22 protein-coding genes are annotated in these 22617 nt (G+C 65.0%); 10 read left to right on the plus strand and 12 right to left on the minus strand.

Features of this window, described 5'->3' with window-relative positions:
* The first annotated feature begins 21 nt into the window (after window positions 1-21).
* From ercA to V0R59_RS15865, 6 genes are all read left to right on the plus strand, one after another.
* On the plus strand, window positions 22-1185 hold the full coding sequence (ercA, locus tag V0R59_RS15840) for an alcohol dehydrogenase-like regulatory protein ErcA (RefSeq protein ID WP_330075200.1): 1164 nt from the start codon (window positions 22-24) through the stop codon (window positions 1183-1185).
* Window positions 1169-2836: a PAS domain-containing hybrid sensor histidine kinase/response regulator gene (locus tag V0R59_RS15845; RefSeq protein WP_330075201.1), complete on the plus strand. Its 1668-nt coding sequence runs from the start codon at window positions 1169-1171 to the stop codon at window positions 2834-2836. Before ercA ends, V0R59_RS15845 begins: the two co-directional genes overlap by 17 nt.
* Window positions 2837-3090: 254 nt before the next feature.
* Complete coding sequence (locus V0R59_RS15850) at window positions 3091-3495, plus strand: TraR/DksA family transcriptional regulator (protein ID WP_330075202.1); 405 nt, start codon at window positions 3091-3093, stop codon at window positions 3493-3495.
* A 665-nt stretch (window positions 3496-4160) separates the two neighbouring features.
* Window positions 4161-5276, plus strand: a complete 1116-nt coding sequence (locus tag V0R59_RS15855; protein ID WP_375547380.1) for a methyl-accepting chemotaxis protein — start codon at window positions 4161-4163, stop codon at window positions 5274-5276.
* A gap of 454 nt (window positions 5277-5730) precedes the next feature.
* Complete coding sequence (locus tag V0R59_RS15860; RefSeq protein WP_330075204.1) at window positions 5731-6198, plus strand: hypothetical protein; 468 nt, start codon at window positions 5731-5733, stop codon at window positions 6196-6198.
* Entirely contained in the window at window positions 6195-6389 is a 195-nt protein-coding gene (locus tag V0R59_RS15865) for a hypothetical protein (protein WP_330075205.1), read from the plus strand. The genes V0R59_RS15860 and V0R59_RS15865 overlap by 4 nt, the downstream gene beginning before the upstream one ends.
* Window positions 6390-6395: 6 nt before the next feature.
* Here the strand turns inward: V0R59_RS15865 and V0R59_RS15870 are convergent, their stop codons facing one another.
* The 7 genes from V0R59_RS15870 to V0R59_RS15900 form a co-directional block, all read right to left on the minus strand.
* Complete coding sequence (locus tag V0R59_RS15870) at window positions 6396-6755, minus strand: Na+/H+ antiporter subunit G (RefSeq protein WP_330075206.1); 360 nt, start codon at window positions 6753-6755, stop codon at window positions 6396-6398.
* Window positions 6752-7030 (minus strand): K+/H+ antiporter subunit F, encoded by a 279-nt coding sequence (locus tag V0R59_RS15875; RefSeq protein ID WP_330075207.1) that lies wholly within the window; start codon window positions 7028-7030, stop codon window positions 6752-6754. The genes V0R59_RS15870 and V0R59_RS15875 overlap by 4 nt, the downstream gene beginning before the upstream one ends.
* Entirely contained in the window at window positions 7027-7515 is a 489-nt protein-coding gene (locus tag V0R59_RS15880) for a Na+/H+ antiporter subunit E (RefSeq protein ID WP_330075208.1), read from the minus strand. The genes V0R59_RS15875 and V0R59_RS15880 overlap by 4 nt, the downstream gene beginning before the upstream one ends.
* Entirely contained in the window at window positions 7512-9197 is a 1686-nt protein-coding gene (locus V0R59_RS15885) for a monovalent cation/H+ antiporter subunit D (RefSeq protein WP_330075209.1), read from the minus strand. The genes V0R59_RS15880 and V0R59_RS15885 overlap by 4 nt, the downstream gene beginning before the upstream one ends.
* The gene (locus tag V0R59_RS15890) at window positions 9194-9538 is read right to left on the minus strand and encodes a Na+/H+ antiporter subunit C (RefSeq protein ID WP_009394682.1); all 345 of its coding nucleotides are present in this window, start codon (window positions 9536-9538) and stop codon (window positions 9194-9196) included. Before V0R59_RS15890 ends, V0R59_RS15885 begins: the two co-directional genes overlap by 4 nt.
* Window positions 9538-12447: a monovalent cation/H+ antiporter subunit A gene (locus V0R59_RS15895; protein WP_330075210.1), complete on the minus strand. Its 2910-nt coding sequence runs from the start codon at window positions 12445-12447 to the stop codon at window positions 9538-9540. The genes V0R59_RS15890 and V0R59_RS15895 overlap by 1 nt, the downstream gene beginning before the upstream one ends.
* Window positions 12448-12594: 147 nt before the next feature.
* The gene (locus tag V0R59_RS15900; RefSeq protein ID WP_330075211.1) at window positions 12595-13539 is read right to left on the minus strand and encodes a DMT family transporter; all 945 of its coding nucleotides are present in this window, start codon (window positions 13537-13539) and stop codon (window positions 12595-12597) included.
* A gap of 86 nt (window positions 13540-13625) precedes the next feature.
* Here V0R59_RS15900 and V0R59_RS15905 point away from each other — a divergent pair, with 86 nt between their 5' ends.
* On the plus strand, window positions 13626-14186 hold the full coding sequence (locus tag V0R59_RS15905; protein WP_330075212.1) for a helix-turn-helix domain-containing protein: 561 nt from the start codon (window positions 13626-13628) through the stop codon (window positions 14184-14186).
* A gap of 1 nt (window position 14187) precedes the next feature.
* On the opposite strand, the gene V0R59_RS15910 is transcribed toward V0R59_RS15905, so the two are convergent.
* A complete protein-coding gene (locus V0R59_RS15910; RefSeq protein ID WP_330075213.1) occupies window positions 14188-14736 on the minus strand; it encodes a cysteine hydrolase family protein in 549 nt (182 codons plus the stop codon).
* A gap of 107 nt (window positions 14737-14843) precedes the next feature.
* Here V0R59_RS15910 and V0R59_RS15915 point away from each other — a divergent pair, with 107 nt between their 5' ends.
* A complete protein-coding gene (locus V0R59_RS15915) occupies window positions 14844-15812 on the plus strand; it encodes a GlxA family transcriptional regulator (RefSeq protein WP_330075214.1) in 969 nt (322 codons plus the stop codon).
* Between the two features lie 20 nt (window positions 15813-15832).
* Here V0R59_RS15915 and V0R59_RS15920 read toward each other — a convergent pair whose 3' ends face one another.
* Together V0R59_RS15920 and V0R59_RS15925 are read right to left on the minus strand one after the other, a co-directional pair.
* The gene (locus tag V0R59_RS15920) at window positions 15833-16603 is read right to left on the minus strand and encodes an alpha/beta hydrolase family protein (protein WP_330075215.1); all 771 of its coding nucleotides are present in this window, start codon (window positions 16601-16603) and stop codon (window positions 15833-15835) included.
* Window positions 16590-17693: a DUF3182 family protein gene (locus V0R59_RS15925; RefSeq protein ID WP_330075216.1), complete on the minus strand. Its 1104-nt coding sequence runs from the start codon at window positions 17691-17693 to the stop codon at window positions 16590-16592. Before V0R59_RS15925 ends, V0R59_RS15920 begins: the two co-directional genes overlap by 14 nt.
* 203 nt (window positions 17694-17896) lie before the next feature.
* Here V0R59_RS15925 and V0R59_RS15930 point away from each other — a divergent pair, with 203 nt between their 5' ends.
* Both V0R59_RS15930 and V0R59_RS15935 read left to right on the plus strand, forming a co-directional pair.
* On the plus strand, window positions 17897-19057 hold the full coding sequence (locus V0R59_RS15930) for a cysteine desulfurase family protein (protein ID WP_330075217.1): 1161 nt from the start codon (window positions 17897-17899) through the stop codon (window positions 19055-19057).
* Window positions 19058-19115: 58 nt separating this feature from the next.
* A complete protein-coding gene (locus tag V0R59_RS15935) occupies window positions 19116-20927 on the plus strand; it encodes an aminopeptidase P family protein (RefSeq protein ID WP_330075218.1) in 1812 nt (603 codons plus the stop codon).
* 36 nt (window positions 20928-20963) lie between these two features.
* Here V0R59_RS15935 and V0R59_RS15940 read toward each other — a convergent pair whose 3' ends face one another.
* Together V0R59_RS15940 and rhtA are read right to left on the minus strand one after the other, a co-directional pair.
* On the minus strand, window positions 20964-21245 hold the full coding sequence (locus V0R59_RS15940) for a hypothetical protein (protein ID WP_330075219.1): 282 nt from the start codon (window positions 21243-21245) through the stop codon (window positions 20964-20966).
* A 178-nt stretch (window positions 21246-21423) separates the two neighbouring features.
* Window positions 21424-22311: a threonine/homoserine exporter RhtA gene (rhtA, locus tag V0R59_RS15945; RefSeq protein ID WP_330075220.1), complete on the minus strand. Its 888-nt coding sequence runs from the start codon at window positions 22309-22311 to the stop codon at window positions 21424-21426.
* Between the last annotated feature and the right edge of the window lie 306 nt (window positions 22312-22617).

A 22617-nucleotide genomic window follows, 5' to 3' on the forward strand; every position in this document is an offset into this window, starting at 1 on the left:
AAAAAAACAAGAAGGCGTTGCATGAGCCCGACCCTGAGCGCGTTGCGCAAGTTCGTCTCCCCCGAAATCATCTTTGGTGCCGGCTGCCGCCATCACGTCGCCAACTACGCCCGTACCTTCGGCGCGCGCAAGGTGCTGCTGGTCAGCGATCCCGGCGTCATCAAAGCTGGCTGGGTCGCCGATGTCGAGGCCAGCCTGCAGGCCCAGGGCATCGACTACGTGCTGTACAGCCAGGTATCGCCCAATCCGCGCATCGAAGAAGTGATGGACGGCGCCGAACGCTACCGTGCCGAGCAATGCGATGTGATCGTCGCGGTCGGCGGCGGCAGCCCGATGGACTGCGCCAAGGGCATCGGCATCGTGGTCGCCCATGGGCGGCACATCCTCGAATTCGAAGGGGTCGACACCATCCGTGTGCCGAGCCCGCCACTGATCCTGATCCCGACCACCGCTGGTACCTCGGCGGATGTCTCGCAGTTCGTGATCATTTCCAACCAGCAGGAACGCATGAAGTTCTCCATCGTCAGCAAGGCGGTGGTCCCCGACGTGTCGCTGATCGACCCGGAAACCACCCTGAGCATGGACCCGTTCCTCTCCGCCTGTACCGGCATCGACGCCCTGGTACATGCCATCGAGGCCTTCGTCTCCACCGGCCACGGCCCGCTGACCGATACCCACGCCCTGGAAGCCATGCGCCTGATCAACGGCAACCTGGTGCAGATGATCGCCAACCCCAAGGACATCGCCCTGCGCGAGTCGATCATGCTCGGCAGCATGCAGGCTGGCCTGGCCTTCTCCAATGCCATCCTCGGCGCGGTGCACGCCATGTCCCACAGCCTCGGCGGCTTCCTCGACCTGCCCCATGGCCTGTGCAACGCGGTGCTGGTGGAGCATGTGGTGGCGTTCAACTACAGCGCCGCGCCGGACCGTTTCAAGGTCATCGCCGAGACCTTCGGCATCGACTGCCGCGGGCTCAACCACAACCAGATCCGCGTGCGCCTGGTTGAGCACCTGATCGCCCTCAAGCACGCCGTGGGCTTCCACGAGACCCTCGGCCTGCACGGGGTCAGCGGCAGCGACATCCCGTTCCTCTCGCAGCACGCCATGGACGACCCGTGCATCCTCACCAACCCCCGTGCCTCCAGCCAGCGTGATGTCGAGGTGGTCTATGGCGAGGCCCTCTGAACCCGGCTCCGACGCCCTGGCCGGGCTGCTCGGCCTGAGCAACCACACGGTACGCAAGAGCCACTACCCGGAACTGGCCGCGCGCCTCGATGAGCTGGAGACCGAGCGCAACCGCTACACCTGGCTGTTCGAACACGCGGTGCACGGGATCTTCCAGGCCAGCCTCGAAGACGGCCTGCGCGCGGCCAACCCGGCGATGGCGCGGATGCTCGGCTACGCCGATCCGCAGCAGTTGCTGCTGGCGCGCACGGACCTGGCCGGGCACCTGTTCGTCGGCGGCGAGAACGAGCTGATGGCGATCGCCGAGGAACTGCAACGCGAGCGTGCGCTGCTGGGCTACGAGACCCAATTGCAGCGCAAGGACGGCAGCGCCATCGACGTTTTGATGAACCTGCTCCTGCGCCCGGACGAGGAGGGCGTGGTCGAAGGCTTCGTCGCCGACATCACCGAACGCAAGCTCAACCAGGAGCGCCTGCAACAACTCAACGACGAACTGGAGCAGCGCGTCGCCGAGCGCACCAACCAGCTGATCGAGGCCCGCGACGCGGCCCAGGCCGCCAACCGCAGCAAGGACAAGTACCTGGCGGCCGCCAGCCATGACCTGCTGCAGCCGCTGAACGCGGCGCGGCTGCTGATTTCCACCCTGCGCGAACGGCGCCTGCCGGAGGCCGAGCAACTGCTGGTGGAGCGCGCGCACCAGGCGCTGGAGGGCGCAGAAGACTTGCTCACCGACCTGCTGGACATTTCCCGCCTGGACCAGGCGGCGATCAAGCCGGACCTGGACCACTATCACCTGGACGAACTGCTCGCCCCGCTGGCCTCGGAGTTCCAGCCGGTGGCCGAGGCTGCCGGGCTCGAACTGCGAGTGCGCCGCGGCAGTTGCATGATCCGCAGCGATATCCGCCTGCTGACGCGGATCCTGCGCAACTTCCTCAGCAATGCCTGCCGTTACACCGAGCGCGGCAGCATCCTCCTTGGCGCCCGCCGACGCGGCCAGATGCTGCGCCTGGAGGTATGGGACAGCGGCCGCGGCATCGCGGCGGATCGCATGGAGTCGATCTTCCTCGAATTCAACCAGCTGGATGTCGGCCGCGCCGCCGACCGCAAGGGCGTCGGCCTGGGCCTGGCGATCGTCGAGCGCATCGCGCGGATTCTGCAGTGCCAGGTGCGCGTGCGCTCGTGGCCGGGGCGGGGTTCGGTATTCAGCATCGACGTGCCGCTGTCGCAGGAGGCCCCGCGTCCGGTGGTCGCACCCGCCGTGCCGGCGCCCGCCTTGGGCGATCCGCTGCCCGGACGCCGCCTGCTGGTGATCGACAACGAAACCAGCATCCTCCAGAGCATGGCCGCGCTGCTCGGCCAGTGGGGCTGCGAAGTACTCACCGCCAGCGACCGCGAGTCGGCCATGCAGGTGTTGCAGGGAAGGGCCCCGGAGTTGGTGCTGGCGGACTTCCACCTCGATCATGGTGTAACCGGATGTGAAGTGGTACGCGACCTGCGCAAGCATTTCGGCGTGGCCATACCTGCGGTGATGATCACCGCCGACCGCAGCGACCAAAGCCGCCGGGCGATGCAGCGCCTGGGCGCACCTTTACTCAACAAACCGGTAAAACCGGGCAAGTTGCGCGCGGTTTTGAGCCAGTTGCTCGGATGAGTGGCTGTTGCCGTGCTTCACCCATCCGAAGGTTTTTTGCTATAAACGCTGCCCCTGCGCCATGTTCTCGGGGATAAGGGGCTTTTCAGACAAAACCGCAGTCATTTCTGTTGCCCGTCATGAGGCTCGGCCTTAGACTGCCGCCCCCTGTAAATTGAGTACCGGATGGTGCTTGAAGAATTCCGCTGCAGGCGACCGGGTCGCCGCGGCACCCGATTCGTCTAAATGCACGTACATTTTTATTAGAGATATCAATGACAAAGGAAAAGTTGCTGGCCATGCCGGCCGATGACTACATGAACGCCGAGCAACTGGCGTTCTTCGCCGCGCTGCTGCAGTCGATGAAAGTCGAGACCCACGAGCGTATCGAGGCGAGCCGTGTAACCATCGAAAGCCTGGACTCGCCGGCCGATCCTGCCGACGCCGCCTCGGTCGAAGAAGAGCGCCACTGGCTGGTCAATGCCATCGAGCGCGACCAGCGCCTGCTGCCGCAGCTGGAGATGGCCCTGGGCCGGATCGCCGACGACAGCTTCGGCTGGTGCGACGACAGCGGCGAGCCGATCGGCCTGAAGCGCCTGCTGATCAGCCCGACCACCAAGTACTGCATCGAGGCGCAGGAGCGTCACGAGCAACTGGACAAGCACCAGCGCCAGGTCTGATCCAGCGCGGTACACGAAAGCCCCGGGCCCTATGCCCGGGGCTTTCGTTTTCCCGTGCCTGGAACATTGTCCTGTATCAAAGGTGCCGGCTTACGCCGAAGGAAGCATGGCTAATGGCGTTGTAGTGGCGTTTAATGGCGACACAATAACAACGCGGAGCCAGTGTCATGATGCGAGAAGGATCTCTGCCAGCCAGCCTGGCACAACCGGAGCCGTCGACCCGAAGCACGCGTGGCTGGTCGGGTGTTGTCCTGCAGAGCCTGGTGCTGGTGGTCGTGCTGGCGGCCATGGCGTTCGCCGACATTTCCTTCTGGTTCTGCCTGCCGCTGGCCTTGCTGGCCCTGTGGCTGCCTCACCTGCGTTCCCGCCCGCGCCCTCTGCCGGTGGCGAGCCACGACCCGCTGGCCGAACTGACCCGCGACCTGGCCCAGAGCACCAGCCATAACGCGCTTTCCGCAGCCGGTGTGTCCTACTCGGTCAGGCATCTGGCAGAGAAGCTGCAATCCCAGTTGTCTTCGGCCGCGCGTATCGTGCAGAGCGCCGAAGTCATGATCGGCACCGAGAAAGTTACCTCCCAGCTCAGCCGCGACGCCCTGGTGGCTGCCCAGCAGGCTCACGAAAGCAGTGCGGCCGGGCGTTCGGTGCTGGCCGAGTCGATCCAGCTGATGCACCTGCTCAGCGCCCGCGCCAGCCAGAGCCGCGAACTGATCGAAGCCCTGCACCAGCGCAGCGAGGATATCGCCAGGGTCACCCTGGTGATCCAGGCCATCGCCAGCCAGACCAACCTGCTCGCCCTCAACGCCGCCATCGAGGCGGCCCGCGCCGGCGAGCACGGGCGCGGCTTTGCCGTGGTCGCCGACGAGGTGCGCGGGCTGGCCGGGCGTACGGCCAGCGCCACCGAGGAAGTCGGGGTCATGGTCGCGGAAATCCAGCAGCGTACCGCCCAGGTGGTGGAGCAGATCCGTGCGCTGTCGGACGACTTGCACAATGGTGTCGGCCAGGTCGAACACACCGGTGAGCAACTGGACAGCATCGCCGGCCTGGCCGCCGCGGTGGAGCAGCAGATCACCGAGATCGCCGGCGGTACCGAGACCACCCGCACCCAGCTCGACAGCCTGTTCCAGGCGGTGGAGCAGATGCGCGGCGACCTGGCCATCAGCGACCAGCAGACCCAGCGCCTGGCCCAGGCCGCGGTGCAGATGGAAGGGCAGGCCGAGAGTATCAGCGAGCGCCTGGCCGAAGTGGGGCTGGACGAGTATCACCAGCGGGTCTTCGACCTGGCCTTGCGCGGCGCGCAGGAGATCGCCGAGCGCTTCGAGGCGGACATCCGCAGCGGTCGGGTCAGCCATGACGACCTGTTCGACCGCCAGTACCAGGTGTTGCCGGGAACGCGGCCGGCGCGTTATCGCACCCGGTTCGACCAGTACACCGACCAGGTCCTGCCGGGGATCCAGGAGCCATTGCTGCGCGAGCATGAAGGGCTGGTGTATGCCATCGCCTGCACCCAGCAGGGCTACGTGCCGACCCACAACAATGCGTTCAACCAGCCGCTGACCGGCGATGAAGCCCTCGATACCGCGCACAACCGCAGCAAGCGCAAGTTCGACGACCGCACCGGCATCCGCTGCGGCAGTCACCAGCAGCGGGTGCTGCTGCAGACCTATACCCGCGACACCGGCGAACTGATGCATGACCTGTCGGTGCCGATCAAGGTGGATGGCCGGCATTGGGGCGGGCTGCGTCTGGGCTATCGGCCGGAGAAGATGCCGGGCAGTCGTTGAACTTTCGGGCCTCACCGCGGGCGTTGTCCGCGATGAGGCCATCAGCCTCATAACCGGGCTAGGGTCCTGTATCCGCCCGCATTACACAAATTTCTCACCTCAAAGCCTCTCCACCCCTCGACGGATTTCCGTGTTTTCGGGCATATTCCCATCCCTGTGCGGTGAGCCACCTGCTTTCCGACGCAACAGGGCTATCCTTGGTCGATGGTCTGGCGCCGCAAAGCAGCGGTGAAACACGGAATTTTCACCGCGCAACGTCGGTCAGACGTTCGCCACCGGGCCATTGGCTGGTAGGGGAAATCGCATTTTCCCACAGGGCGCGACGCCTCCCGGTCGCCACTTATTTGCTCCAGCTCATTAGTCTTTCGGACTTCGAATTGATGAAGTACGGCCTGCCCGTGGGAGCCATTCACCACGGGCGTCGGTGTGATCTCGGTTTTTGAGGAACTTTCATTTGGCAGTCAGCAATCTGGATATGCACGCCCTGTTCGTGCTGGGCGATCTTCGCGGCAAACTGGTCAAACTGTTCCAGTCGCAATTCGTCTATATCGTCGAGCAAAGCCCCGACGGCCTGTACATGGCGGAAATCGATACCGCCGAGGCCCTCGTCGTCGACGACAAGCAGCGCCTGGAACTGAAAGTCGGCGATCACTTCCGTGCCGCCGTCCTGCCCAGCCGTGAAGGCGGCAAGTTCGAGATACGTTTTCGTGAAATCAAGCTGACCATCTACGGGCTCGGCGAATATGCCTTCGTCAGCATCCCGGAAGGCGAGGGCATCGTGTTCCGCGAGGGGCGTGGCGTGGTCATGGTCTTCGCCGCCCACCAGCAACTCCGCGACGGCTTGTCCAAGCCGCTCAAGGCCGCCGTGGCCAAGGCGGCCAAGTGGCGCAAGGGCGAGCTGACCTTCAAGGCCAGCGAGTGAGTGGCCGCCGCGAGTTCCACGAACGCAACCAGGCCCGCGCCGAAGCGCAGGCCCGTGAGTGGCTGGAGCGGCGGGATGAACTGCGCGGGCAGTGGCTGAGCTGGGTTGCCGGCCAGTTGTACCAGCTTGAGCCGGCGGAGTACGCGGCGATGGTCAGGCGCGAGCTGCAACGCCTGGCCGAGGGCGAGTGACGCGGCTCAGTCGCGCGGCTCGCGACTGCTGACCTCGCCCGGCACATCCTCGCCGGCCATGCGCTTGCGGAACAGCGCGGTGCGGGCCAGCAGCAAGGTGGTCACCGGCACGGTGATCGACAGCAGGATCGGAATCAGCCAGGCGTGCAGCACCGGCGTTTCCTTCAGCCCCGAGAAGTACAGGATCGACGCCAGGGCCACGCACCAGGCGCCGAAGGTCGAGGCCAGCGCGGGTGGGTGCATGCGCTGGAAGAAGTCCTTCAGGCGCAGGATGCCGATGGCCCCGGTGAGGGCGAACAGGCTGCTGGCCAGGATCAGCGCGGCCACGACGATTTCCAGCCAGAACGGCAATACCGGAGCGCTCATTCGATCACCTCGCCGCGCAGGAGGAACTTGGCCAGGGCGAACGAGCCGACGAAGCCGAACAGGGCGATCAGCAGCGCCCCCTCGAAGTAGGTATCGCTGGCGTAGCGGATACCCAGCACCAGCATCATCAGCATCCCCAGCATGTACAGGTAGTCCAGCGCCAGCACCCGGTCCTGGGCCGATGGTCCGCGGAACACGCGGACCAGCGTCAGGGCCATGGCAATGACGAAGATGAACAGGCTGGCGATGATGGCATTGGCGAGCAGGCCGGTCATTCGAAGATCTCCATCAGCGGACGTTCGTAGGTGCTCTTGAAGTGCTCGATGAAGCGTTCCTCGTCGTCGAGGTCGAACACGTGCAGGAGCAGGACGCTGCGGTCCAGGGCCAGTTCCGACCAGACCGTGCCGGGAATCACCGTGGTGATCATCGACAGCGCGGCCAGGCCGTGGGCATCGCGCAGGTCCAGGGGGATGTGCACGAAGCGCGAGCGTGGCGGCTTGCTGCCCAGGCGCCAGACGCTGAACAGCACCTCGATGTTGGACACCACCACGTCGGCGCCGACTCGCAGGATCAGGCGAATGATCGTGCCGGGGCTGCGGATGTGCGCGTGCAGCGGGCGCAGCGGGGCCATCAGCAGCGGGGCGAGGATGCCCAGGAGGATGGCGAGGATGATGTTGCCCGGGCTGACGGACAGGTTCAGCACCAGCCACAGCACGAACAGCGCCAGCGACAGCAGCGGGGCGGGGAACAGGCGCTTCATGGTTGCACCTGCCCGACGCTGTCCAGCGTGGTGGGGCCGGGTATTGGCCGGTTGCCGAGCACGGACTCGATGTAGGTGCTCGGGTCGGCGAGGCTGGCGGCGGTGTCCTGGGCATAGCGCATCAGCGGCTCGGCCCACAGGCTGAGGACCACGCAGAGGCCGAGAAGGGCGACGATGGGCACGCATTCATACAGGCGCAGCAGCGGCGAGGGTCGCTCCTGGGGCTTCCAGAACCTTTGCACGCCAAGGCGCACCAGGGCGATCAGCGAGGCCAGGCCGGAGAGGATCAGCAGTGTCAGCAGGGCCCAGCCGCTGGCCGGCAGTGCGGCCTCGACCGGCACGCCCATGCCCTGCGGGTTGAACAGCGCGGTGATCAGGCTGAACTTGCCGACGAAGCCGGATAGCGGCGGCATGCCGATGATCAGCAGGGCGCAGGCGATGAAGCTGAAGCCGAGGAAGGCCATGGTCCAGGGGATGACCTGCCCGACCACGGCCTTCTGCTCGTCGTCGAGGTTGATGCCCTTGGGCGGTTGCAGGGATTCCAGCGGCGAGGGCAGGGCGTCGAGGTCGTCGTCCAGTGACAGGTCGTTGGCCGCCCGCGAGCGCTCGATCAGTTCGGCGAGAAGGAACAGCGCGCACAGGGCCAGGGTCGAGCTGACCATGTAGAACAGTGCCGCCGAGGTCAATGCGGTCTGGCCGAAGCCGATGGCCGCCAGCAGGGTGCCGGCGGAGACCAGGATGCTCAGGCTGGCCATGCGTTCCAGACGCTGCGCGGCGAGGATCGACACCGCCGCAACGGCCAGCGTGGCCAGGCCGCCATACACCAGCCACTCGCCGCCGAAGAACGCGGAGGCGCCGGCCTGCCCGGAGAACAGCAGGGTCCACAGGCGCAGCACGGTGTAGAAACCGACCTTGGTCATGATCGCGAACAGTGCCGCCACCGGCGCGCTGGCCGAGGAATAGGCCGGCACCAGCCAGAAATTCAGCGGCCAGATGCCGGCCTTGGCCAGGAAGGCGATGGCCAGGATCGCCGCGCCGGCATGCAGCAGGCCGCGATCGGCGTCCGGCACCAGGGGGATCTTCATTGCCAGGTCGGCCATGTTCAGGGTGCCGGTGACGCCATACAGCATCGCCGCACCGATCAGGAACAGCGACGAGGCGAACAGGTTGATGGCGATGTAGTGCAGGCCGGCCTTGACCCGCGCCCGGCCCGAGCCATGCAGGAGCAAGCCGTAGGACGCCGCCAGCAGCACCTCGAAGAACACGAACAGGTTGAACAGGTCGCCAGTGAGGAAGGCGCCATACAGGCCCATCAGCTGGATCTGGAACAGCGCGTGGAAGCTGGCACCGGCGCGGTCCCAGCGGGCCAGGGCAAACAGCAGCGCGCTGCTGCCGACGATGCCGGTCAGCACCAGCATCAGCGCCGACAGGCGATCCAGCACCAGCACGATGCCGAACGGCGCCGCCCAGTTGCCCGGCAGGTAGACGCCGATGGAGGTGGCCTGGCCCTGGTCCTTGACCCACAGCAGCAGGCTGATGGCGATGCCGAGGCCAGCGAGGGTCGACAGCAGGTTGATCCGTGCCTTCAGCGGCCGGCGCTTCTCGCCGAGCAACAGCAGCAGGGCCGCGGTCAGCAGCGGCAGGAGGATGGGGGCGACGATCAGTTGTTGCATGCCGCTCATTCCTTGGGCTCCCGTCCGTCGACGTGGTCGGTGCCGGTGAAGCCGCGGGATGCCAGCAGCACCACGAGGAACAGCGCGGTCATGGCGAAGCTGATGACGATGGCGGTGAGGACCAGCGCCTGGGGCAGCGGGTCGGTGTAGTTGAGCAGGTCCTGGGGCACGCCGTCCTTGATGATCGGCTCCTTGCCGATGAACAGGCTGCCCATGCTGAAGATGAACAGGTTGACCCCGTAGGACAACAGGCACAGGCCCATGATCACCTGGTAGGTGCGCGGCCGCAGGATCAGCCAGACCCCCGAGGCGGCGAGCACGCCGATGGCGATTGCGATGACTTCTTCCATCAGGCGACTCCTTGGCTGGCGGGTTTCGCCTGCGGGCGGTGCGCACGCACCGACTGGTGGGCGAGGGCGGTGAGGATCAGCAGGGTCGAGCCGACCACCACGGTGAACACGCCGATGTCGAAGAACAGCGCGCTGGCCACGTGCAGGTCACCCAGCACGGGCAGGTGCAGGTGCGCGGTGTGGGTGGTGAGGAACGGATAGCCGAAGAACAGCGCACCGGCCCCGGTGAGGGTGGCGCAGAGCAGCCCGGTGCCCATCCAGCGCAGCGGCCGCAGGCTCATCTGCGCCTCGACCCACTGGGTGCCGGCGACCATGTACTGGAGGATGAAGGCCACCGACATCACCAGGCCCGCGACGAAGCCGCCGCCCGGCTGGTTGTGGCCGCGCATGAACAGGTACATCGACACCAGCATGGCCATCGGCAGCACCAGGCGGGCGAGCACCGCAGGGACCATCATGAAGCCCAGCGCGGTGTCCTCGGCATGCCGCGGGTTGATCAGGTCGGTGACCATGTCCGGGGCCAGCGAGCGTTGCTGTGCCGGCAGTTGGATGCTCTCGCGCGGTGGCCGGAAGCGCCGCAGCAGGGCGAACACCGCCAGGGCCACGGCCACCAGCACGGTGATCTCGCCCAGGGTATCGAAGCCGCGGAAGTCCACCAGCATGACGTTGACCACGTTGGTACCGCCGCCTTCCGGCAGCGCGCGGCTGAGGTAGAAGGAAGAAATGAAGTTCGGCGTCGGCCGGGTCAGCATGGCGTAGGACAGCAGCGCCATGCCGCCGCCCACCATCACCGCCAGGACCAGGTCGCGCAGGCGGCGCAGGCGCGCCCGTTCCTGGGAGCCGGCCAGCGGCGACACGCCCTCGATCCGCCGCGGCAGCCAGCGCAGGCCGAGGAGGATCAGCACGGTGGTGACCACTTCCACCACCAGTTGGGTCAGGGCCAGGTCAGGCGCGGAGAACCAGACGAAGGTGATGCAGGTCATCAGACCGCAGACGCCGACCATGATCAGTGCGGCAAGACGATGGTACTTGGCCTGCCAGGCGGCGCCGATGGCGCAGGCGATCGCGATCAGCCAGAGCATCACGAATACCCCGGAGCCCGGGATCTTCGGCCGGTCGCCCCAGCTCAGGCCGTGGAACAGCAGCGGCAGCATGCCCGCCACCAGGGCGGCGAGGACCAGCATGAACAATTGCTTCTGCAGGCGGCGGGTGGTGAAGATGCCTTCCACCCGGCGTGCCGTGCGCATCAGCAACACCTGGCCGCGCTCGAACAGGCGCTTGCCATTGAAGCGCTCGATCACCGGCGGGTAGCGGAAGCGTCCGTGCTGGAACTGGGTGCGCAGCACCAGGTAAAGAAGGATGCCGCCGCCCATGGCGATCAGGCTCATCATCAGCGGTGCGTTCCAGCCGTGCCAGACCGCCAGGCTGTATTCCGGCAGCTCGCCGCCGACCACCGGCAGCGCGGCGGCGGCCAGCAACGGGCCGACCGAGTACGCGGGGAAGATGCCCACGACCAGGCAGGTCAGCACCAGCAGTTCGACCGGCGCGCGCATCCAGCGCGGTGGTTCGTGCGGGGTGTGCGGTAGGTCGGTGGCGGTGGGGCCGAAGAACACGTCGACGGTGAAACGCAGGGCGTAGGCGACGCTGAAGGTCCCGGCCAGGGTGGCGATCACCGGCAGGGTCATCTCGACCCAGGCGGTGGAACTGATGAACACGGTCTCGGCGAAGAACATTTCCTTGGACAGGAAGCCGTTCATCAGCGGCACCCCGGCCATCGAGGCACTGGCCACCATGGCCAGGGTCGCGGTGAACGGGATCAGGCGGAACAGGCCGCTGAGCTTGCGGATGTCGCGGGTACCGCTCTCGTGGTCGATGATCCCCGCCGCCATGAACAGCGAGGCCTTGAAGGTGGCGTGGTTGAGAATGTGGAACACCGCCGCCACCGCTGCCAGCGGGCTGTTCAGGCCGAGCAGCAGGGTGATCAGGCCGAGGTGGCTGATGGTGGAGTAGGCCAGCAGGCCCTTGAGATCGTTCTGGAACATCGCCGCATAGGCGCCCAGCAGCAGGGTGCAGGCACCGGCGCCGCCGACGATCCAGAACCATTCCTCGGTGCCGGAGAGCACCGGCCAGAACCGCGCCAGGAGGAACACCCCGGCCTTGACCATGGTCGCCGAGTGCAGGTACGCCGAGACCGGCGTTGGCGCCGCCATGGCGTGGGGCAGCCAGAAATGGAAGGGGAACTGCGCGCTCTTGCTCAACGCGCCGAGCAGGATCAGCGGCAGCAGCACCGGATAGAGGGCGTGGCCGCGGATGGTGTCGCCGGCAGCGAGGACCTTGTCCAGGTCGTAGCTGCCGACCACATGGCCGAGGATGATCACCCCCGCCAGCAGGCACAGGCCGCCGGCCCCGGTGACCATCAGTGCCATGTAGGCGCCGCGGCGGGCGTCGGCGCGGTGGTGCCAGTAGCCGATCAGGAGGAACGAGAAAAGGCTGGTCAGTTCCCAGAAGAACACGATCTGGATCAGGTTGCCGGACAGCACCAGGCCGAGCATGGCGCCCATGAAGGCGAGGAAGAAGGCGAAGAAACGCGGGACCGGGTCCTGTGGTGACATGTAGTAGCGCGCGTACAGCGACACCAGGGTACCGATGCCCAGCACCAGCAGGGAGAACAGCCAGGCGAAGCCGTCCATGCGCAGGATGACGTTGAGGCCCATGCTCGGCAGCCAGAGGATTTCCTCGCGGATCACCCCACCATCGGCAATCTGCGGGTACATCATGGCTACCTGCACCGTGCCGATCAGGGCGACGATGCCGGCCAGTACCGACTCCGAGTTGCGCGCGTTGTGCGGCAGCACGCCTGCCAGACAACTGCCTATGAACGGCAGAAGCAGTAGAACTATCAAGGACATAGATATCTGATCTGCGGAAATTTGTAACCGATCATACGTGCCGTCCGGGTGATCACCAACCGGCAAGCTGCCGCTGACCCCTACAAGAATTGTAAGAAAAAGCGTTTTTCTTATAACAGTTTCCGCATGACGAGCGTGCTGTTTCCGTTACAGGCTGGTGTCAGCTTCCTTCTCGTCGGCGGCGGTCAGCGCCGGCTTTTCTTCCCGTTTTCCGATCTTCAGTTCGCTGACGATCACCGCGACCACGATCAGCAGACCGCCGATCAGGGCCACGCCAGGCAAGCGATCACCAGCGATACGTCCGACAATCCCCGCCCATACCGGTTCACCTGCGTAGATCAGCGTAGCGCGGGTTGGCGAAACCGACTTCTGTGCCCAGTTCATCGCCACCTGGATCACCGCGCTCATGGCGCCGAGGCCGATGGCGGCGCCGAGCAGCAGCCAGGAAAAGTCCGGCAGGCGCTCCTGGGTCGGCACCACCAGCATGAACGACAGCGCCGAGGCGGTGGCCAGTTGCACCACGGTGACCCGGCGTACATCGACGCTGCCGGCGTAGTTGCCGATCAGGATGATCTCCGCGGCGATGGCCACGGCGCTGACCAGGGTGGCGATCTCGCCGGGGCTGAAATGCACCGCGCCGCCGCTTGGCCCGGCCAGCAGCATCAGCCCGGTGAAGGCCAGGGCGATGCCGAGGCTCGGCATCAGGCCGGGACGGCGGCCCAGCACCAGCCATTGCAGGATCGGTACGAAGGGCACGTACAGGGCGGTGATGAACGCCGACTGGCTGCTGCTGATGGTCTGCAGGCCGACGGTCTGCAAACCGTAGCCGAGCATGATCGACACGCCGATCAGCACCCCGGCCTTGAGCTCACGCGGGGTCAGCCCGGACAGTGTGCGCCAGCAGGTCAGGCCTACGAACAGCGCGGCAGCGGCGAAGCGCAGGCCGACGAAGAACATCGGGCCGCTCACGGTCATGACCTTGTGCACGATCAGGAAGGTGCCGCCCCAGAGCATGGTGATGAACACCAGCACCAGTTCTGCCTTGCTCAGGCGGAAAGTGGGAGACGGACGCACGGAGTTGTCGGTTGTCATGGCTTGCACACGTAGGAAAAGGCGACGCACAATGCGCGGCAAAAGTGGGCAGTATACTGCGCAGACCCCTTTCAGTGAGCATTTCAGTGGACAAAGATTCCAATCGCGCCTCGGTTCTCCAGCACGTCAGCCAGAACGTGCGCCGCCTGCGTCATGACGCAGGCCTTAGCCAGAGTGCACTGGCCCAGCAGTCGGGGGTCAGCCGACGGATGCTGGTGGCGATCGAGGCGGGGGAGAAGAACGTCAGTCTGTCGACCCTCGACCTGATCGCCGAGGCTCTTGGCGTGGCCTTCAGCGACCTGATCAAGGCCCCGGACAACCGCGACTCCAGCCGCATCAACGAACTGGCCTGGGCAGGCGAGCACCCCGGCAGCAAGGCGGTGCTGCTGGCCAGCACGCCGGCGCGGCGCGAGGTGGAGTTGTGGGAGTGGCGCCTGGAGCCCGGCGAGTTCTACCAGACCAACGCCGACCCGGAAGGTTTCAGCGAACAGGTGTTCGTCTTCGAGGGCTGCCTGACCCTGCTGATCGACGGCGAACCGCGCCGGTTGGAGGCCGGCGAGTTCTTCACCTACGCCAGCAACCGCACCCATGGCTATCGCAACGATGGCGCGGTGGCCACGCGCTTCGTACGCAACGTGGTGATCTGACTCAGGCCGCCAGCCACTCCGCGGTGGATAGCACCTGGGCGTAGGCGAATGCCAGTGACGCCATGTACGCCGCATGGGCCTGGGCCGCCGGGACGGTGGTGCCGTTGAACTCCAGGTCGCGGGTGGCGCAGGCATCGTGCAGCACACTGACTGCGTAGCCCAGGTCGGCGGCGGCGCGTACGACGGCGTCGATACACATGTGACTCATGCTGCCGACCACCGTCAGCTCGCTGATCCGCCGTTGTTCCAGCAGGCTTTGCAGCGGCGTGTCGAGGAAGGCGTTGACCTTGTGCTTGAGCACCACCGCTTCGTCGCCTTGCGGCGCCAGCTTCGGATGAATCTGCGCGCCCTCGGAACCGGGGGCGAAGAAGGGCGCGTCGGCGGATTCGAACTCATGCCGCACATGGATCACCAGGTCGCCCCGGGCTCGCGCTGCTGCCAGGGCTTTCGCGGCGTTGTCGGCGGCGGCGTCGGCATTGGCCAGGGTCCACTTGCCGCCGGGGAAGTAGTCGTTCTGGATATCGATGATGATCAGGGCCTTCTGGCTCATGCTGTTTCCTCATTAGGGAGAGTGGTGACGTGGTGGTAGATAGTTATAGGCTTGCCCGGCGTCGCTGCGGATTGGCGCGACCGACAATTTGACGGGAAAAACTGACAATGAATCGCGACGGCGACTGCACCGAGATCGGCATCCTCGTCTACCCAGGGGCGCAGATGGCTGCGGTATACGGGCTGACCGACCTGTTCAGCGTGGCCAATCGCCTCGCCGCCGACCTGGGCCTGGCGCAGCGTGCGCCGCTGCGGGTGTGTCATTGGGAGGATCGCGATGGCGTGCTGCGGGTCGGTCATGACAGCCATCAGCGCGACAGCTTCCAGCCGCGGGTGATGATCGTGCCGCCAAGCCTGACCCAGGAGCCCACGGCCGAGCTGCTGGAGCGCTATCGCCAGCAATTGTGTGACTGGCACGGCTACGGCGCCTTGCTGGTGTCGATCTGCGTGGGGGTGTTTTTCATCGCCGCCAGTGGTGTGCTGGACGGTCGCTCGGCGACGACCCACTGGAACTTCGCCCAGTCGCTGGCCGAGCGTTTTCCGCGGGTGCGCGTCGAGGCCAACCTGCCGCTGCTGGAGGATGGCGATGTGATCACCAGTGCCGGGTTGATGGCCTGGACCGAGGTGGGGCTGAAGCTGGTGGAGCGTTTTCTCGGCCACACCCTGGCCACCGAGACCGCGCGCTTTCTCGCGGTGGAGCCGGTGCAGGTGAAGCCGGCCGGGAGCAGCTTCAGTCCGCGCCTGGATCATGGTGACGAGGCCGTGCTGAAGGTCCAGCACTGGTTGCAGAGCACCGGGGCGCGGGAGGTGAGCGTGGCGGTGATGGCGGCGTGCGCGGGGCTGGAGGAAAGGACCTTTCTGCGGCGTTTTCGCAGTGCCACCGGGTTGAAGCCGACCGAGTATTGCCAGCAGGTACGGGTCGGGCGGGCCTGCCGGATGCTGGAGTTCACCCGGCGCAGTATCGACCAGATTGCCTGGGGGGTTGGGTACCAGGATCCCGGGGCATTCAGGAAGGTGTTCCACAAGGTCACCGGGCTGGCGCCGAGTGATTATCGGCGGCAGGTCACCGGGCAATAGCGGCCCTCATCAATTCTGGATCATGAGTACCAGGGTGAATGATGCGGATAACGATCCAGCCGGGCGCCGATCACCATCTCGCTGACCCACGCCGTCAACAGGGCACTGTAGGCCTTCTGGCTGCGGTCGCTGGATAACGCATGGTCCGCGCCATCGACGATTCGGTGCGTCAGCGAATGGGCGCAGACGAAGGCCGAGCGGTAGCTCATCAACGTGGTGTGCGGCACATAGTCATCGGTTTCCGACTCCACCAGCAGCACGTCGCCGGCAAACTCGGCGCATGCGGCCAGGGCGCGGTTGTCGCCGGGGCCGAGGGTCATCAGGCGGTACTGCGACAGGCGCTGGCGGTCCAGCGCCTGTTTCGGCAGGCTCCACTCATCGTCCCAGTACAGCGCCGGAACCCGCAGCGCCAGCCATTTCACCGGACGCTGACGGGTCAGCAGGGTGGCCAGGTAGCCGCCGTAGCTGCTGCCGATGACGGCGATGGAACTGGTGTCCACTGCAGGGTGACTGACAAGTTTGTCGTAGGCCGCCAGCAGGTCGGCCAGGTTCTGCTCGCGGGTTACGCTGCGCCGCTGGCTTTCGGTCTTTTCGTGGCCACGCAGGTCGAAGGTCATGCACACGCAGCCGAGCCCGGTGATGTGCTTGGCCCGCGCCAGGTCGCGCTGCTGGCTGCCGCCCCAGCCATGCACGAAGAGAATGCCCGGCACCTTGGGACTGGGGCTCAGCAGGGTGCCGGCTATGCTTTCGCCGTCGACGAGAATGTCGAGGTTTTCGCTATGGATGGTCATAGTCGCGGATCCTCGCGTATTTGCAGATTCTTCCGACTTCACGGTCGTCCCCCTTGTAGAAAAGCGTTGCGTCGGCGGGCAGTTCGGTGTCGCCGAATACCTCGTGGGTGGAGGCACGGACCCGGCGCAGGGCGGGGTCTTCAGCGAAGGCACGCAAGGCCAGCAGTTCGGCACTGCTGGCGCCACCGATGCGCCAGGATTGTTCAAGCACGCCGCTGCGCACATGACCGTCGGCGTTGAGGCCGCGGGCCACGTCGTAGTTGCGCCGGGAGGCGAGGAAGCCGGGAAAGACGTTGAGGGCGGCTTGCTCGTAGGCGCGTGCCTGGGTAATGGCCAGGCGCAGCGGCTCTTCCAGTTCCAGCTGCAGCAATTCTTCATAGTCGCCGCGGACCAGCACCAGGTCCGAGCCGCCGTAGACCGACTCGCCCTGATGATCGCGGGTCAGGTGCTGGACGCCGTAGTAGCTGCAGGTGATGCCGGCCACCAGGGCCTGGCCGACACTGTAGGTCTCGACCTCGTCGAGGTTCTCTTCCAGCACCAGGCCCCATAGGGCCAGTTCGTCCGGATCGATCTGGCGCAGTTCGGCTTCCAGTGCGGTGATGCTGTCGATCACCGTTTGTCCGCGTCCTCCGGTGGCCCGTACCGGTTTCAGGCGCAGCACGTCATCGCGCAGGAGCAGGGCGGCGGCGGCAAGGGCGTCATCGATGCTGAACACGGTATAGCCCTTGAGCAGGGCTTCACTGGCGCGACGGGCGAACTCGTCGGTCCAGCCCTGGGGAAAGGTGGCACCGGCGGGCAAGGGGTGGGAAATCGCCTTGGTCGCCATGTACGGCTGGGCAACCAGGCCGCCGAAGAAATCGTCGATGGAGGCAATGCCCTGCGCTCGGTAGTGCTGCGGGTCGATCAGGGTTGCGGTGGGCAGGTAATAGAGGTTGTCGTGCTCGTGCGTGCGTTGCTCCACCACTTCGGTGAGCAACAGAGTCGCCAGGTGCTCGGCCAGCTTGCGGTGCACGGCGCGTTCATGGTCGGGCGTGTGTTCCCGGGTATCGAGCAGCAGCACGCCGTGCTTGTGATCGGTCCGACGGGGCATGGTCGACGCTCCAAGACGAAGGGTTATCTGTTCTGAAGCGCGGGAGGGTGGGGAAGTTCAGAGGTGGTAAGCGTTTTGGGGTTAAAGTTATATAAATATGAAAATTGATAATTATTGGTTCTATGTTGTTTCAGGCACTATCGCTCAAGGAATCGGGAAGCGTCGTGCTTTCCGGGGCGACAACTGCCAGAGAGCCTTGAACCATGGAAAGCCTACCGTTGTATTTCGACTATGCCGCCACGACACCCGTCGACGAGCGTGTCATCGAGGTGATGGTCAAGTGCCTGGGAGCCGGGGGGACCTTCGGCAATCCAGCGTCCAGTTCGCACCGCTATGGCCAGCAGGCGCGCCAGGCGGTGGAGCAGGCCCGCTCGCAGGTCGCGACACTGGTGGGCGCCCGTGCCGAGCAGATCGTCTGGACCTCCGGTGCCACGGAGTCCAACAACCTTGCTCTCAAGGGCCTGGCACAAGGGCGCAGCGGCGGGCACATCATCACCAGCCGCATCGAACACAAGGCGGTGCTGGATACCGCGCGGCAACTGCAGGATGCCGGTTTCCAGGTCACGTATCTGAGCCCGGACAGCCAGGGCCTGATTACGGCGGAGGCGGTGGCGGCGGCCTTGCGGCCGGACACCTTTCTGGTCTCGCTGATGCTGGTGAACAACGAGCTTGGAACGCTGACCGATGTCCGTCGGATCGGCGAGATCGTTCGCGGTCACGGCGCCCTGTTGCATGTGGATGCGGCGCAGGCGGCGGGCAAGGTGGGCATCGATCTGCAGCACTGGCCGGTGGATGTGGTGTCGTTTTCCGCACACAAGGTCTATGGGCCCAAGGGCATCGGTGCGCTGTACGTCGGCGAGCGGGCCCGGCCGCTGCTGCAGGCGCAGATCCATGGCGGCGGTCACGAAGGCGGCTTGCGTTCCGGCACCCTGGCGACCCACCAGATCGTGGCCATGGGCGCAGCATTTGCCCTGGCGGGTGAGGTGCAGCGGGAGGAGTTGGAAAGAATCCGATGTTTGCGTGAGCGGTTTCTTACAAAGCTGCGAGACGTTTCCGGTCTTCTGTTAAACGGCAGCCCCGAACAGTCCATTCCCCATACCCTTAGCCTGACTTTCAGCGGCGATCCGCTGGACCTCTCCGCGTTGTCCGGAGCACTGGCCTTTTCTTCCACTTCAGCCTGCAATTCCGGGAGTAGCGCGCCCTCCCATGTGCTCCTGGCGCTGGGCCATGACGACTACCTGGCAGGGCAGACCATTCGCCTCAGCCTGGGGCGTTTGACCCGCGTGTCGGACGTTGACCAGGCTGTCGCCGCGATCCGCGCAGCACTGCGTCCAGCGCCGTTCTGGGGTGTTGCCCGGGGCTGAGGCCTGCTCCATTATCAGCGGCCTGTGATACAAGGCCGCGGTGATGAAAGGAGCAAGCATGAACAGTCAGCCGACAACGCAGGATGCGATCAGGAGACGTGTGGCGCAGATGCGCCAGGTGATGCGCAACGAAGGGGTCGATGCACTGCTGGTGCCTTCCGCCGATCCTCATCTGTCCGAGTACCTGCCGGGCTACTGGCAGGGGCGGCGATGGCTTTCGGGTTTCCAGGGCTCGGTCGGCACGCTGGTGCTGACCGCGGAGTTCGCAGGCCTGTGGGCCGACAGCCGCTATTGGGAACAAGCCGCGCAGGAACTGGCCGGCACGGGCATCGAACTGGTCAAGCTGCAGCCGGGGCGCCCCGGACCGCTGGACTGGCTGGTGGACAATGTGCCCGCCGGTGGCGCGGTGGCCGCGGATGGCGCGGTGATGGCCCTGGCCTCTGCCCGACAACTGGACGAGCGCCTGCAGGCGCGCAACGTGCGGCTGTTGCTGGACAAGGACCTGCTGGAACACGTGTGGAGCGATCGTCCCGCCTTGCCGGACAACCCGGTATATGCGCATCTGCCTCCGCATGCCACGATGAGTCGCGGGGAGAAACTGGCCAACCTGCGCCAGGCCCTGTCCGAGCGGGGAGCCGACTGGCACTTTATCGCCACAGTTGACGACATCGCCTGGTTGTTCAACCTGCGGGGTAGTGATGTTTCCTACAACCCGGTCTTCGTTTCCTTCGCCCTGGTGGGCAAGGAGACGGCAACGTTGTTCGTTGCCGAAAGCAAAGTGGATGACGACCTGCGTCGGATGCTCGCTGCTGACGGTATCGAATTGCGCGATTACCACGCGGTATCCGCCGGGCTCGCCGGGATTGCCTCGGGCAGTAGCCTGCTGGTGGATCCGGCCAAGGTCACCAGCGGCCTGCTGGCCAATCTGCAGGATGGCGTGCGCCTGCTGGAGGGGATCAACCCGACAACCCTGGCCAAGTCGCGCAAGAGCGACGCTGACCTGGTGCATATTCGTCGCACCATGGAACTGGATGGCGCGGCATTGTGCGAGTTCTTCGCCTGGTTCGAAGCTGCACAGGCAACTACGGGGGTAAGCGAACTCGATGTCGACGAGCAACTGAGCGCGGCACGTGCGCGGCAACCAGGCTTCGTCTCGCTGAGCTTCGCCACCATCGCGGGCTTCAATGCCAATGGTGCCATGCCCCATTACCAGGCGACGCCGGCATCCTTTGCGCGTATCGAGGGGGATGGCCTGCTGTTGATCGACTCCGGCGGGCAGTACCTGGGCGGCACGACCGATATCACCCGCATGGTGCCGATCGGTACGTCAAGCCATGAGCAGAAGGCGGATTGCACACGGGTGCTGAAGGGCATGATCGCCTTGTCGCGGGCGAAGTTTCCGCGGGGGATTCTCTCGCCGTTGCTCGATGCCATTGCTCGCGCGCCATTGTGGGCGGACCAGGTGGATTACGGGCACGGAACCGGGCATGGGGTCGGCTATTTCATGAACGTCCATGAAGGTCCGCAGAGCATCGCCTATCAGGCCGCTACCACGCCGCACACGGCGATGCAGGCGGGCATGATCACCTCGATCGAGCCGGGCACCTATCGTCCCGGGCAATGGGGTGTGCGCATCGAGAACCTGGTGATCAACCGCGATTCGGGCAAGAGTGGCTTCGGTGACTTCCTTGAGTTCGAGACACTGACCCTGTGTCCGATCGATACCCGCTGCCTGTTGATCGACCAGCTCGGTCGCGAGGACGCAGCTTGGCTCGACGGTTATCATGAGGAAGTGCGGCGGCGCCTGGAACCGTTGGTGGAGGGAGAGGCGCTGGCGTGGCTGCGGGAGCGAACGCAACCAGTCAGTTGATTGGAACGAGAAGGGCAACCCGCGGGTTGCCCTTTCTTATTTGCAGATGACGATCATGCTGCGGCTGGTGTAACCGGCCGGATTGATGCCGAAGGGGTAGTCGCCGGGCTCTTCATCGTTGTCACCGGACTTGGCAATGACCCTGTAGCCCTTGGCGCCACAGGAGGCTTCCGCCTTGCTGTAGCACTTGTTCCAGGAAGAGGACAGGCCGGAGCAGTTGATGTGCAGCCCCTTCTTGCCGCGCTTGACTTCCTCCTTGGCGGTCGCTGCGCAACCGGCGACTGCCAGGATAGCTAGGATGAGCAAAATTCGTTTCATTCCTGTCCTTAACGCTTGCGCGGGTCTGCGCCCGTGTTCGTTCTCGTGTGCATCTTCCTGATGCTTTTTCGTCCCTGTGGCGATTGGAAAATTCAAAATAAAACACGGGTCACAGCTTAAACAGGGTGGGCGGGCTGGCACAATCTTTTGCGTTGATTTAAATGAAAATATTTCTCAATCAGTCGGCCGCGATGGGGGGCGGAGTGTCGTTGCGCATGGATAAGGTCGCACCCACCGACGCGGTGATGATCGCGGCGATCGCCAGCCACTGCGCAAGGCTCAGGACTTCGTTGAGGAACAACAGGCCGGAAAGCGCGCCGAACGCAGGTTCGATGCTCATCAGGGTGCCGAAGGTGCGCGCCGGCAAGCGGGTCAGGGCGACCATCTCCAGGCTGTAGGGCAGGGCGGTGGAAAGGGTCGCCACGCCGAGGGCGACCGGAATGAGGGCGGGATTGAGCAGTGCACTGCCAGCCTGGACGATGCCGATGGGGGCGACGAACAGGGCGGCGATGACCACGCCCAGGGCGGCGGTCTGGATGCCGTTCTCGGCGCCGGCCTTCTGGCCATACAGAATGTACAGTGCCCAGCAGACACCAGCCCCCAGTGCGTAGGAGGCGCCGACCGGGTCGATGCCTTTGCTGGTCTCACCCATCGGGATCAGCAGCAACAGTCCGGCGATGGCAAGGCCGATCCACAGGAAGTCCACCGGGCGGCGCGATGCATACAGGGCCACCGCCAGCGGCCCGGTGAACTCCAGGGCCACGGCGATGCCGAGTGGGACGGTCTGCAGCGACATATAGAAGAGGAAGTTCATGCCACCCAGCGCCGCGCCGTAAATGATTACGGTCTTAAGCGTGCTGGCGCTGAGCTTCGCCCGCCAGGGGCGCAACAACAGCAGCATGATCACGCTGGCGAACAGCAGGCGCAGGGTGGTGGTGCCTTCAGGGCCGATCAGCGGGAACATGCTCTTGGCCAGCGAAGCTCCGGACTGGATCGAGGCCATTGCGATAAGCAGCACGCCCACTGGGAACAGCGTGGCGGCGAGGCTGCGGGTCTGGGTGTTCATTGCGCGGAAAGGTCCCTTATATAGAGAGAAAGGCGGCACGGGGTCGGACCGGGTGTCTATGATGCGCAACCTCGGGGTGGGTGAGCAATATATTGCGCAACTTTCTTTCCTGACCGAACTTTCAAATTAGTGCTTGACGCCCCGTTTTATCTCTCTATAATTCGCCCCACTTCCGGCGCAGTCGAAACGGAAAACTCCTTGAAGATCAACGAGTTAGACGTTTCAGGTAGTATCGGAAGTGCTTCGGTCGTTTACGAAGGCGGTTGAAAAAGGCAGTTGACAGCAGGTTGTAACGCTGTAGAATTC

This window comes from Pseudomonas ulcerans, from assembly GCF_036324125.1.
GTDB lineage: Bacteria > Pseudomonadota > Gammaproteobacteria > Pseudomonadales > Pseudomonadaceae > Aquipseudomonas > Aquipseudomonas ulcerans.